Origin of the sequence: Duganella sp. Root198D2 (assembly GCF_001428585.1) — a bacterium.
Lineage (GTDB): Bacteria > Pseudomonadota > Gammaproteobacteria > Burkholderiales > Burkholderiaceae_D > Rugamonas.
Genome location: NZ_LMIC01000012.1, coordinates 267,812 through 280,392, shown reverse-complemented (window position 1 = coordinate 280,392; position 12,581 = coordinate 267,812). Strand labels below are relative to the sequence as shown.

Sequence of the window (12,581 nt, the reverse complement as noted above, 5' to 3'; positions counted from 1 at the left end):
CTTAGCGCGGCACGATGAATACCGCTTTTTCCTTGACCGCCAGCGATGGATCGTCCAGCGCCGTCAGTTCAATCGCAATCTTGTTGGAACCGGTCTCGCCCTTGCCGTGATCGGCGCGCAGGCGGATCGGTACAGCGCGTGTTTCGGTCGGACCCACCTCGACGGTGTCCGGCACGGCAACCTGCAGCGTATCGATGCCGCTGGCGCGGATGCGGTAGGTATGGCCTTGCTCGGTGGTGTTCATGATCTGCAGGCGGTACACGTTCTCGATCATGCCGTTCTCCACTTCGCGGCCCATCGAGCCGCGGTCGCGGATCACATCCATCTTCAGCGGCGTGCGCAGGGCCAGCGTGGTGAACACGGCGACGATGAACAGCAGCAGGCCGCCGGTATACAGCAGCACGCGCGGGCGCGTCACGCGCTTGCGGATTTCTTTCGCGCTCAGGCCTTGCGCCATCGCGCGGTCGGTGCTGTAGCGGATCAGGCCGCGCGGCTGCTCGATCTTGTCCATCACGATGTCGCAGGCGTCGATGCAGGCGGCGCAGCCTATGCATTCGTACTGCAGGCCTTTGCGGATGTCGATGCCGGTCGGGCAAACCTGCACGCACAGCGAGCAGTCGATGCAGGAGCCGTCCGATTTGGGGCCGCGTGGTTCGCCGCGCTTTTCATCGTAGGTGATGATCAGGGTATCGCGGTCGAACATCGCGCTCTGGAAACGAGCGTAGGGGCACATGTACTTGCACACCTGCTCGCGCAGCCAGCCGGCATTGCCGTAAGTGGCAAGGCTGTAGAAGCCGACCCAGAACCATTCCCACGGACCGAAGTTGAACGTCAGCGCCTCGAACGCCAGGGTGCCGATCGGCGAGAAGTAGCCGACGAAGGTGAAGCCGGTCCACAGGGCCAGCAGCGCCCACGCGATATGCTTGCCGCCCTTGCGCCAGGCCTTGTTGAACGACATCGGCTCTTTTGCCAGGCGCATCTGCGCGCTGCGCGCACCTTCGAATTTGCGCTCGATCCACAGGAACATCTCCGTGTAGACCGTTTGCGGGCAAGAGAAGCCGCACCACACGCGGCCAGCGACCGCCGTCACCAGGAACAGCCCCCAGGCACAGGCGATCAGCATGGCCGCCAGGTAGATGAAGTCCTGCGGCCACAGGACCAGGCCGAAGATGTAAAACTTGCGCGTCATCAGGTCGAACAGGATGGCCTGGCGGCCATTCCACTGCAGCCAGGGCGCTCCGTAGAAGACCAGCTGCGTCAGGATCAGGCAGATCCAGCGCAGGTTCGTGTAACGGCCTTTCACCTCGCGCGGGAAAATATCCTCGCGCTTGGCGTACATCTTGATGACTTGTGGTGCGGGGGCGTTCATGATGCGTCTACTTCATGGCTTGGACAGGTGGGTTGGACAGGCCCCATACGTAGGCGGCCAGCACGTGCACTTTGCTTTCGCCGAGGAAGTCCTCGAAAGCAGGCATGGTGTTGTTGCGGCCCTTGCGGATGGTTTCCATGATGGTTTCGGCGCTGCCGCCGTACAGCCAGGTCTTGTCGCTCAGGTTAGGCGCGCCCAGCATCGGGTTGCCTTTGCCGCCGGCGCCGTGACAGGCCATGCAGGCGCTGAACTTCGACTTGCCCATGACCGATTTGATCGGGTCGCTGGTGCTGTCCGACAGGTTCAGGACGTACTGCGCAACGTTCTCGATATCCTTTTCCGAGCCCACAGCGGCGCCCATCGGCGGCATCACGCCGTGGCGGCCCTTCATGATGGTCAGCTTGATGGTGTCGGGATCGCCGCCATGCAGCCAGTCCTTGTCGGCCAGGTTCGGGAAGCCTTTGTTGCCGCGTGCATCGGAACCATGGCACTGGGCGCAGTAGGTCAGGAACAGGCGTTCGCCGATGGCGTGCGCCTGCGGGTCTGCCGCAACGGCTTTCAGGTCCTGGCCCTTGTATTTGTCGAACAGCGGACCGTAGTCCTTCTCGGCCTTGGCCAGTTCTTCCTTGTGCTCTTTGGCGGAAGTCCAGCCCAGCGAGCCTTTATAGTTGCCCAGGCCTGGATACAGCCACAGGTAGCCGATAGCGAAGGCGATGGTCAGGTAGAACAGCCACATCCACCAGCGCGGCATCGGGGTATTGAGTTCGGTCAGGTCTTCGTCCCAGATATGGCCGGTGGTGCCGACTTTGCCGTCCACCGACTTCAGGGCCGAACCTTTGACGGATGACTGGGACCACAGCAGCACGCCGCAGCCGACGATGCCGATGACGGTCAGGACGACGACGTACAGGTTCCAGAATTCGCTGGTGAAATCAGCCATGATCCTTCTCCTCGTCTGCGAAAGGCAGTTGGGCTGCTTCTTCCCAGTTGCCGCGCTGGGCCCACCACACGATGCCGAGGAAGGTGAGGAACGATATCACCGTCATCACATTGCTCGCATTGCCAAAAAAGTTTTCCATTTCAGTTCCTCGTCTTGATCAGGGTGCCCAGGCCTTGCAGGTAGGCCACCAGTGCATCCTGTTCCGTCTTGTTGGCCAGTTCGGCCGGTGCGGCGGCGATTTCTTCTTCCGTGTACGGGTCGCCCATGCGCTTCAGCGCGCGCATCTTCGGCACCACGTCTTCCGGCTTCAGCTTGTTCTGGGCCAGCCACGGATAGTTGGGCATATTCGATTCCGGCACCACGTCGCGCGGGTTGTTCAGGTGGGTGCGGTGCCATTCGTCGCTGTAGCGGCCGCCAACGCGCGCCAGGTCGGGACCGGTGCGCTTGGAACCCCACTGGAACGGGCGGTCATACACAAACTCGCCCGCCACCGAGTAGTGGCCGTAACGCTCGGTCTCGGCGCGGAACGGCCGGATCATCTGCGAGTGGCAGGTATAGCAGCCTTCACGCACATAAATATCGCGACCCGTCAGGCGCAATGCGGAGTAAGGCTTCAGTCCCGCGACCGGCTCCGTGGTCGACTTCTGGAAGAACAACGGAATGATCTCCACCGCGCCGCCTACCGACACCACCAAAGTGACCAGCGCGATCAGCAGCCAGGGGTTCTTCTCAATCCATTCATGGGAAAATTTCATCATTTGCTCCGATATGCTCCGTTACGCCGCGAGGCCCAGTTCAGGGATGCGTGCACGGGTGGTTTCGCGGCCCTTCAGGGTCATCCAGGTGTTGTAGGCCATGACGCACATGCCGGTTAGGTACAGCAGGCCGCCGAGGAAGCGCACCACGTAATACGGGTAGCTCGCTTTCACGCTTTCCACGAAGGTGTAGGTCAGGGTGCCGTCGGCATTCACTGCGCGCCACATCAGGCCTTGCATCACACCGGCGATCCACATCGCGGCGATATACAGGACGATGCCGATGGTCGCGACCCAGAAGTGCAGGTCGATCAGCTTGGTGCTGTACATCTTCGTCTGGCCGGCCATGCGCGGAATCAGGTAGTAGATCGAACCCATGGTGATGAAGCCCACCCAGCCCAGCGCGCCGCCGTGTACGTGGGCGATGCCCCAGTCGGTGTAGTGCGACAGCGCGTTGACGGTCTTGATCGACATCATCGGGCCTTCGAAGGTGGCCATGCCGTAGAAGGACAGGGACACGATCATCAGCTTCAGGATCGGGTCGGTGCGCAGCTTGTGCCATGCACCCGAGAGGGTCATCATGCCGTTGATCATGCCGCCCCAGCTTGGCGCCAGCAGGATCAGGGAGAACACCATGCCCAGCGATTGCGCCCAGTCAGGCAGCGCGGTGTAGTGCAGGTGGTGCGGACCGGCCCACATATAGGTGAAGATCAGCGCCCAGAAGTGCACGATCGACAGCTTGTAGGAGTACACAGGACGCTCGGCCTGTTTCGGGATGAAGTAATAGACCATGCCCAGGTAGCCGGCGGTCAGGATGAAGCCCACCGCATTGTGGCCGTACCACCACTGGATCATCGCGTCCTGTACCCCGGTGTACATGGAGTAGGACTTGAACAGGGAAGCCGGCATGCTCATGCCGTTCACAACGTGCAGGATGGTCACCGCCAGGATGTAGCCGCCGAAGAACCAGTTGGCGACGTAGATGTGCTTGACCTTGCGCTTGATGAGGGTGCCGAAGAACACGGTGGCGTAGGCGATCCACACCAGGGCGATCAGGATCGAGATCGGCCATTCCAGTTCCGCGTATTCCTTGCCGCGGGTGTAGCCCATTGGCAGGGTGACCACGGCGGCCAGGATCACGGCTTGCCAGCCCCAGAAGGTGAAGGCAGCCAGCTTGTCGGAGAACAGGCGCACCTGGCAGGTGCGCTGGACCACGTAATACGAAGTGGCGAACAGGCCGCTGATGCCGAAGGCGAAAATCACTGCGTTGGTGTGCAGGGGACGCAGGCGGCCGTAGGTCAGCCAGGGAATGTCCAGGTTGAGGGCGGGCCAGGCAAGTTGGGCGGCGATGATGACGCCGACCAGCATGCCCACAACGCCCCACAGTATGGTGGCGATCGCGAATTGCTTCACGACCTTGTAGTTGTAGTCCAGTGATTGATCCACTTTGAATTCTCCAGGCAGACACTTTGATGAGATATGTCAAAGGTTACCGAGGAGCACTTCAAAAAAACATGACGTGGATCAAATCCGGTCGTTGTCCTGCAAAACTCGGATTGCCGGACCTACAAGATCGTCGAATTGGCCGTCGTCCGAGGCCTTGAAAAACAGCCACAGCGCGCCGAAAACCAGGCCGACGCTGAGGGGGATAAGAAGGTATAGCGATTCCATTTTATTAACTCCTGCGCAGCCGAAGCGCATTCAGGACGACGATGGCGGAACTGGCCGCCATGCCAACGCCGGACAGCCACGGGTTCAATACGCCGAAGGCTGCTGCCGGAATGGCAACAATGTTGTACAGCGTGGCCCAGGCCAGGTTCTGGCGGATCACGCGCATGGTTTTGCCTGCGCTGCGGGCGGTATCGGCCAGCAGCGGCAGGCGGGCGTCGAGCAGCACGCAGTCGGCGTGCACTTGCGCCAGGATTGCACCGCTGCCCATAGCAAAGGAAACATCGGCGGCGCTCAACACCGCGGCGTCGTTGATGCCGTCGCCGACCATCGCCACTACGCCGCCGTGCGCTTGCAGCGCCTGCACATAGGCCAGTTTTTCGTCGGGCAGGCAGTCGCCGATTGCTTCCCGGATGCCGAGCTGTCCTGCCACGCTGTCAGCCAGCGCCTGCTGGTCGCCGCTCAGCAGCACCACTTCCTTGCCGAGGCGCTGGAAGAATTCCACCGTGCGCAGCGCATCGGGCCGCAGCGCATCCGAGATCAGGAAGCGCCCAAGCCAGCGGCCGTGCATGCCCAGCCAGACCGTCGTCATCGGTGCGGCGCCGGCCGCAGCCTGGACCGATGGCGCTAGCGGGCTGCCAGCGATACCGGCGACATAAGCCGCGGTGCCGAGGCGGTAGCGGACGCCGTTCACCATGCCTTCCATGCCCTGCCCGGCCAGTTCCTGCAAGCCGGTGGCGCCTGCCGCTCCGGCGCCATGGGCGTCGGCGGCGGCGGCGATGGCCCGCGCAATCGGGTGCGCGCTGCCGGCTTCAAGTCCTGCCGCCACGCGCAGGATGCCGATGATCCGCGCGCCGTCGATCGCATCGACGCTTTGCACGGCCGGCCGGCCTTCAGTCAGGGTGCCGGTCTTGTCGAATACGATATGGGTGGCGCGATGCAGGGTCTCAAGCACATGCGGCTGCACGACCAGCGCGCCTTTGCCAAGCAGGCGGTCGGTCGCCGCCGCCAGCGCCGACGGAGTTGCCAGCGACAAGGCGCAAGGGCAGGACACCACCAGCACCGCAATCGCCACCGGCCACGCGCGCGCGGCGTCATGCCAGGTCCAGAACCCAAAGCTGGCCGCCGCAAACAGCAGCAGCGCAGCGACGAACCAGGATCCAGTCCGGTCCGCCCACTGTGCGATCTGCGGTTTGGCGCTGCCGGCGCGTTCGATCAGCTTGAGCAAACCGGCCAGCGTGCTTTCGCGGGCCGGCTTCTCGACGCGCAGCACGACCGGGCTGCCTGCATTGACAGCGCCGCCGGGAATGGCATCGCCGACAACCTTGCGCTGCGGGGCGCTCTCGCCGGTCAGCAGCGACAGGTCCACGGCCGTGCTGCCTTCCACCACGACGCAATCGGCCGCCACCGCCTCGCCGCCTTTGACGACGATATGGTCGCCGGCGGCCAGTGTGCTGGCGGGCACGGTGGCGGCATCGCGCAGGTCGGGCCACGCGGCCAGGCGCTGCGCCATCTCGGGCACGCCATGGCGCAGGCGCGACAGGGCGCTGGCTGCCTTGCGGCGCGCCGCCATTTCCAGGTAGCGGCTGGCCAGCAGCAGGAAAATGAACATGGTGAGCGAGTCGTAATACACCTCGCCGTAACCGCGGAAAGTCGACACGGCGCTGCCGATGAAGGCCGCCATGATGCCCAGCGCAACCGGCACGTCCATGCCCGGCACGCGGGCTTTCAGGCTGGACCAGGCGCCCTTCAGGAACGGCTGGGCGGAGTAGGCGATGGCAGGCAGCGTCAGGAGCAGGCTGGCCCAGCGCATCAGGCTTGCCATGCCGGGGTCCAGGGTGCCGTCGTCGCCGGCCATGTATTCGGGCGCCACATACATCATCACCTGCATCATCGACAGGCCGGCCACGAAAAGCTGGCGGCCCAGCGTACGGCTGGCTTTCTGCAGCTGCGCGTCGTGGCGCGTGGTGTCGTAGGGCCAGGCGTTGTAGCCGATGCTGCGCACCGCTTCCAGCACTGCGGCGGCGGTGGTTTTGTCCTTGTGCCAGCGGATGAACAGTTTTTCGGTGGCGACGTTCAGGTTGGCCTGCTGCACGCCGTCGACCTGGTGCAGGCGGTGCTCGATCAGCCACACGCAGGCGGCACAGCGAATACCTTCCACCAGCAGGGTGGTTTCGCGGGCGTCGCCATCGCTGATGATGTTCGGGTCGTCCTCCGGCAGTGCGAGCGCGGCCGGCACCAGCGCGGCGACGGCGCCTGCGTCGCCCGGCGCGGCGAAGCCGTTGCGCTCGCGGTAATAGCTGGCCTGGCCAATATCGACAATGGTTTGCGCGACAGCCGCGCAGCCGGGGCAGCACATGGCGCGCTCGACGCCTTCGATGTTCACGGACCAGCCGGCGCTTGCCGCCACCGGTTGGCCGCAATGGAAGCAGGCTGCGATCTCCGTCATCATCATGGCTGCACCGTCAGGCAAAGTACGTCGAACCACGCATGCTGGCCGCCGCTCGCCGCGCGGGCCAGCCCCAGCACGCCAAAGCCCAGCACCAGCAGGCCGCAGGCCGCTCGCACGCCGCGCTGCTGCAGGTACTGGCGCAGCTTGGCGCCTGCCATGCCCATGGCCAGCAGCATCGGCAGCGTGCCCAGGCCGAAGGCGCCCATCACCAGCGCGCCATCAAGCGCGGAGCCGGAGAGCATGGCAGTCAGCAGCATGCTGTACACCATGCCGCAAGGCACCCAGCCCCATACGCCGCCGAGGGCCAGCGCCTTCAAAGGCGTGTCCATCGGCACCAGCGGTTTGATCAGCGGCTGCACCCGGCGCCACAGGATGCCGCCGGCGGCTTCCACGCGGGCCAGGCCGCGCCAGGCATCCATCAGGTACAGGCCCATTGCAACCAGCATCAGGTTGGCGACCCAGTAAGCGGCCAACTGCACCGATGCCATTTGCAGCAGCCTGGCAACGCTGCCGGCGATGCCACCGGCAATCGCCCCGGCCAGCATATAGCTGCCGATGCGGCCGGTGTTATAGGCCAGCACGTGAACGATCTCGCCGGCGTTGGCGCCGGCCCATGTCATGGCGGCGGCCCCGCCCGTATCCACCTGCGCGATCGTAATCACGCGGGCCCGCACCGGCGTGGCGGACGGCCCGCCGGCGCTGAAGGCGCCGACGATGCCGCCGCACATGCCGGCGCAATGCACACTGCCGGCCAGGCCGGCAATCAGGATGGGCAGCAGGTTCATCGCCTCCCTCAGATGGTGCGCGAGAAGCGCAGCGTATGCACTTGTCCCGGCGCCGTACCCGCAGCGCGGTCGGCAGCCAGGTGGCGGTCGAACACCATGCAGATATTGCGGATCAGCAGGCGGCCCTTCGGCGTGACGGAAATCCAGTCATCCTCGATCGCCAGCAAGCCGTCGCGCTCGAACTCGCGCATTTTTTCCATTTCCCTGGCAAAGTATTGCTTGAAGCGGATCGGGTAGCCCAGTTCCAGCGCCGAAATCGACAGCTCGAAATTGCACATCAGGTTCTGGATCACCATGCGGCGCATCAGGTCGTCGTTATCCATCGCGTAGCCGCGCGCGATCGGCAGGCGGCCTTCGTCCAGGCGCGCATAGTATTCGTCCAGCGTTTTCTCGTTCTGGCTGTAGGTGCCGTTCACCGAGCTGATGGCCGACACGCCGAGCGCCACCAGGTCGGTCTCGGCATGGGTCGAGTAGCCCTGGAAGTTGCGGTGCAGGCGGCCCTGGCGCTGTGCCACGGCCAGGTCGTCGTCCGGTTTGGCGAAGTGGTCCATGCCGATGTAGACATAGCCGGCTTGCGTCAGGCGTTCGATGCACAGGGCCAGCATGTCCAGCTTCACGGCCGGCGTCGGCAGCTCGTCCTCCGCGATGCGGCGCTGCGGCTTGAACAGGTGCGGCATATGCGCATAGTTGTACAGCGCGATGCGGTCGGGATTGGCCTCGATCACCTTGTCCATCGTCGCCTGCATGGTGGTCATGCTCTGCTTCGGCAGGCCGTAGATCAGGTCGACGCTGATGGAGCGGAAGCCGGCGTCGCGTGCAGCCTGGATCACAGCCAGGGTTTCCGCGGCGGGCTGGATGCGGTTGACGGCCTTCTGCACGTCGGGATCGAAGTCCTGCACGCCCATGCTGACGCGGTTGAAGCCCTGCTTGCGCAGCGTGTGGATGCGCGCCGCATCGACGGTGCGTGGATCGATCTCGATCGAGTACTCGCCCTCTTCATCCGGCGCGAATTCGAAATGCTTGCGCATATGCGCAAGCAGCTCGCCCATCTGGTCGTCGTCAAGGTAGGTCGGGGTGCCGCCGCCGAAGTGCAATTGCTCGACGCGGTTCATGCCGGCAAACAGCTTGCCCTGCATATCGATTTCCTGCTTCAGGTAGCCGAGGTAGGTTACCGCCTTGCTGCGGTCCTTGGTCACCACCTTGTTGCAGGCGCAGTAGTAGCAGACCACGTTGCAGAACGGGATATGCACATACAGCGACAGCGGGGCCCGGGCCCCGCGCATGCGCAAGTTGGCTTGCGCTTCGAGGAAGCTGGAGTAGCTGAAGTCAGGCTTGAAGCGGTCGGCCGTGGGATACGAGGTGTAGCGCGGACCGGAAGTGCTCATGCGGCTGATCAGCTCTGCGTCAAACTGTACGGTTGGTTCTGCGATATTGTTCATGATTTTCTCGTTCGGGATTAGGCGGCCAGGCGTTTCGGGGACGGGCGGGTTTGCTGCGCGCCACGTGCCGAATTGACAGCCGCCAGGCGCGCGTAGCGGGTGCGTTCAAACTTGAACAGGCTGAAGGCATCGCGCAGGTGGCCGGCTTCGTCGGCCAGGCTGATTGCGGCAGCGGCAGCTTCTTCCACCAGGCCGGCGTTCTGCTGCGTCACCTGGTCCATGTGGTTGACGGCCTGGTTGACCTGGTCCACGCCGATGCTCTGTTCGCGCGATGCAGTGGAAATTTCGTGCATGATGGTGGTGACCTGTTTCACCGAGTTCACCACCTGGCCCATGGTGGCGCCGGCGCGCTGTGCACGTTCCATGCCGGTGCTGACTTTTTCCACCGAGATTTCGATCAGCTGCTTGATGTCCTTGGCCGCCGCGGAAGAACGCTGCGCCAGGCTGCGCACTTCGCTCGCCACAACGGCGAAGCCGCGGCCCTGCTCGCCGGCACGCGCCGCTTCGACTGCGGCATTCAGCGCCAGGATATTGGTCTGGAAGGCTATACCCTCGATCAGGCCGATGATGTCGACCACGCGGCGGGACGAGGAGTTGATCTCGTCCATCGTTGCAATCACTTCGGACACGATCTTGCCGCCCTGCACCGCCACATCGGAAGCGCTGACCGCCAGTGCGTTCGCTTCCATTGAATTTTCGGCATTGGCCTTCACGGTGGAAGAGAATTCTTCAATGCTCGATGCGGTTTTTTCCAGGCTGGCGGCCTGCGATTCGGTACGGCCGGCCAGGTCGGCATTGCCGGCGGCGATCTGCTTGGTCGCCACGGCCATCGCATCGATATTGAAGCGCACGTCGCGGATGGTGGCGATCAGGTTGTTATTCATCTGCTGCAGGGCGCGCAGCAGCTGGCCCATTTCGTCGGTGCTGTCGGTATCGAAGGAGCCGGTCAGGTCGCCGGCTGCGATCAGGCGCGCACCGTCCAGGGCGCGGTCCAGCGGCTGCAGCATGCTGGTGCGCAGCGTGTACCACAGGAAGACGTTGATCAGGAAGCCGAAAGCGGTGGCGCCAAAGATGCCCCAGCGCGTCAGTTCACTGGTGCCGTCGGCAAACAGCGCGGCGACGCAGACTGCGATCTGCAGCACGTTGACCACGCTGGTGGCCAGCCAGATGCGCATGGCAAGCGACACATGGCTCAGGCGCGCTGCCACGTTCGACAGGCCGAGGCGCACGATCTGGCCATTCTTGATGCGGATATTGCGGGCACCGGCAATGATCTTTCGGTAAGCCTCGGCGGCGGCAGCCACCTGGGCGCGCTCGGCCTTGGTGCGCACCGACATATAGCCTGTGGTGCGGCCGTTTTCCTTGATCGGGGTGATGTTGGCTTTGACCCAGTAGAAATCGCCGTTCTTGCAGCGGTTTTTCACCAGGCCGGTCCATGGGATGCCGGCGCGGATGGTTTGCCACAGGTCGGCAAACGCTTCCGGCGGCATGTCAGGATGGCGGATGATGTTTTGCGGCTGGCCAACCAGCTCAGCAGCGCAGAAGCCGCTGATGTGCTCGAAGTAGGGATTGACGTAGACGATATTGCCTTCCAGGTCAGTCTTGGAGACGATCGCCTGGTCTTCGTCCAGCTCTACTTCCTGATTGCTTACCGGTAAATTCTTACGCATTGCGCGCCCCCTGTTGACGTTCTTGCCATAACGCAAGATCACAGGGATAAGTCTAGGGACTTAGGCGCGCTTTTTTAATGATGTAGATCAAATCTGGCAGGGTTGGCCTGTCAGGCCACTTCCGCCGGCCTTGCCGAACTGTCGCGAACATTCTTCTGTACCGCTACGGCGCCGAACAGGCTCAGGGCGAAAGCCATGCCATAAAAGCCCTTTTCGCTGAGTACCAGGGTGGCGTTCCACATGCCGATCCCCAGCAGCAGGATGGCTGCCGCGGTCGAAATCCAGCACAGGCCGAAGTACATATTCGACACGTGGATGCCTTCCACCTTGTCACGCACCGATTTTTGCAGCGATACGGCCGAGAACAGGCCGTAGAGCAGCAAGGTCAGGTAATAGCCTTTTTCGTTCAGCGGCATCTGGGCATTCCACAACCCGGCGAGGAAGGCGCCGGCGCCCAGCAGCAGGGCGCCCCACGAAGCGCCGACGAAGGCGCCGGAAGGTCGATGATGGGTCGACATAAGTTCTCCTTGTTAAAAAAGACATTATGCCAGCCGGCCCGCTACTTAACGTTTGAGCGCACTCAACAGTTTGCTGCCGATGGTGACGACCGCCAGCACCATGGCACCGGCGATCACGCCGCCAATGGTATCGAGCGCGGACGGGGTCACGGCAGCCAGCAGGGGGCCAACGCCGCCCACCGAACCGGCAGCTTCGGCCGCGTGGTGGATCACGTCATGCGCGCCCGGGATGCCGTGGGTCAGGATGCCGCCACCGACCATGAACATCGCTACGGTACCGGCCACCGACAGGAACTTCATCAGTTTAGGCGCTGCACTCAGCAGGAAACGGCCCAGGGCCTGCACACCGGCACCGGCGCGCTTGGTCAGGTAAAGGCCGGCGTCGTCCATCTTCACAATGGCGCCCACCAGGCCGTACACGCCGATGGTCATCACGACGGCGATACCGACCAGCACAGTCACCTGCTGCAGGAAAGTGGCGGTTGCCACGGTACCCAGGGCGATCACGATAATCTCGGCCGACAGGATGAAGTCGGTGCGCACCGCGCCCTTGACCTTCTCCTTTTCCATTGCGACCAAGTCAACACTCTGGTTCGCGTCGACCAGTTCCTTGTGGTGCTGGTCGTCTTCCGCCTGCGAATGCAGGAATTTGTGGGCAATCTTTTCGAAACCTTCAAAGCACAGGTAGGCACCGCCCAGCATCAGCAGCGGGGTAATCGCCCACGGTGCGAAATAGCTGATTGCCAGCGCAGCAGGCACCAGGATCGCCTTGTTGATCATCGAACCCTTCGCTACTGCCCAGACAACAGGCAGTTCACGGTCGGCTTGCACGCCTGCGACCTGCTGCGCATTCAGCGCCAGGTCGTCGCCCAGCACACCCGCGGTCTTTTTAGCTGCCACCTTGCTCATGGCAGCCACATCGTCCAGGATGGTGGCAATATCGTCGATCAGTGCAAGCAGGCTGGAACCGGCCATTTCGTATAAC

At 63.2% G+C, this 12,581-nt stretch carries 12 protein-coding genes; all 12 read right to left on the bottom strand.

Annotation, left to right across the window (positions count from 1 at the left end):
* Window position 1 precedes the first annotated feature (1 nt).
* The 12 genes from ccoG to ASE26_RS13730 all read right to left on the bottom strand — a co-directional run bounded on the left by ccoG (window position 2) and on the right by ASE26_RS13730 (window position 12,571).
* Window positions 2–1,369, bottom strand: a complete 1,368-nt coding sequence (gene ccoG / locus ASE26_RS13785) for a cytochrome c oxidase accessory protein CcoG (RefSeq protein ID WP_055939287.1) — start codon at window positions 1,367–1,369, stop codon at window positions 2–4.
* A gap of 7 nt (window positions 1,370–1,376) precedes the next feature.
* Window positions 1,377–2,309, bottom strand: a complete 933-nt coding sequence (ccoP, locus tag ASE26_RS13780; RefSeq protein WP_057246412.1) for a cytochrome-c oxidase, cbb3-type subunit III — start codon at window positions 2,307–2,309, stop codon at window positions 1,377–1,379.
* Window positions 2,302–2,448 carry a cytochrome C oxidase Cbb3 gene (locus ASE26_RS13775; RefSeq protein ID WP_055939281.1) on the bottom strand — a complete coding sequence of 49 codons (147 nt, stop codon included), beginning with the start codon at window positions 2,446–2,448 and terminating at the stop codon, window positions 2,302–2,304. The genes ccoP and ASE26_RS13775 overlap by 8 nt, the downstream gene beginning before the upstream one ends.
* A gap of 1 nt (window position 2,449) precedes the next feature.
* On the bottom strand, window positions 2,450–3,064 hold the full coding sequence (gene ccoO, locus ASE26_RS13770) for a cytochrome-c oxidase, cbb3-type subunit II (RefSeq protein ID WP_057246411.1): 615 nt from the start codon (window positions 3,062–3,064) through the stop codon (window positions 2,450–2,452).
* A 21-nt stretch (window positions 3,065–3,085) separates the two neighbouring features.
* On the bottom strand, window positions 3,086–4,510 hold the full coding sequence (gene ccoN, locus ASE26_RS13765; RefSeq protein WP_055939278.1) for a cytochrome-c oxidase, cbb3-type subunit I: 1,425 nt from the start codon (window positions 4,508–4,510) through the stop codon (window positions 3,086–3,088).
* Between the two features lie 78 nt (window positions 4,511–4,588).
* The gene (gene ccoS / locus ASE26_RS13760; protein WP_055939276.1) at window positions 4,589–4,735 is read right to left on the bottom strand and encodes a cbb3-type cytochrome oxidase assembly protein CcoS; all 147 of its coding nucleotides are present in this window, start codon (window positions 4,733–4,735) and stop codon (window positions 4,589–4,591) included.
* A gap of 4 nt (window positions 4,736–4,739) precedes the next feature.
* Window positions 4,740–7,187, bottom strand: a complete 2,448-nt coding sequence (locus tag ASE26_RS13755) for a heavy metal translocating P-type ATPase (protein ID WP_055939273.1) — start codon at window positions 7,185–7,187, stop codon at window positions 4,740–4,742.
* Entirely contained in the window at window positions 7,184–7,969 is a 786-nt protein-coding gene (locus ASE26_RS13750; protein WP_055939268.1) for a sulfite exporter TauE/SafE family protein, read from the bottom strand. Before ASE26_RS13750 ends, ASE26_RS13755 begins: the two co-directional genes overlap by 4 nt.
* A gap of 8 nt (window positions 7,970–7,977) precedes the next feature.
* Complete coding sequence (gene hemN / locus ASE26_RS13745; RefSeq protein WP_055939264.1) at window positions 7,978–9,408, bottom strand: oxygen-independent coproporphyrinogen III oxidase; 1,431 nt, start codon at window positions 9,406–9,408, stop codon at window positions 7,978–7,980.
* A 17-nt stretch (window positions 9,409–9,425) separates the two neighbouring features.
* Window positions 9,426–11,078, bottom strand: coding sequence for a PAS domain-containing methyl-accepting chemotaxis protein (locus tag ASE26_RS13740; protein ID WP_055939261.1), 1,653 nt, complete (start codon window positions 11,076–11,078; stop codon window positions 9,426–9,428).
* Window positions 11,079–11,188: 110 nt separating this feature from the next.
* Window positions 11,189–11,596, bottom strand: coding sequence for an inner membrane protein YiaA (gene yiaA, locus ASE26_RS13735; RefSeq protein WP_055939258.1), 408 nt, complete (start codon window positions 11,594–11,596; stop codon window positions 11,189–11,191).
* A 45-nt stretch (window positions 11,597–11,641) separates the two neighbouring features.
* Window positions 11,642–12,571, bottom strand: a complete 930-nt coding sequence (locus ASE26_RS13730) for a DUF808 domain-containing protein (protein WP_055939255.1) — start codon at window positions 12,569–12,571, stop codon at window positions 11,642–11,644.
* Between the last annotated feature and the right edge of the window lie 10 nt (window positions 12,572–12,581).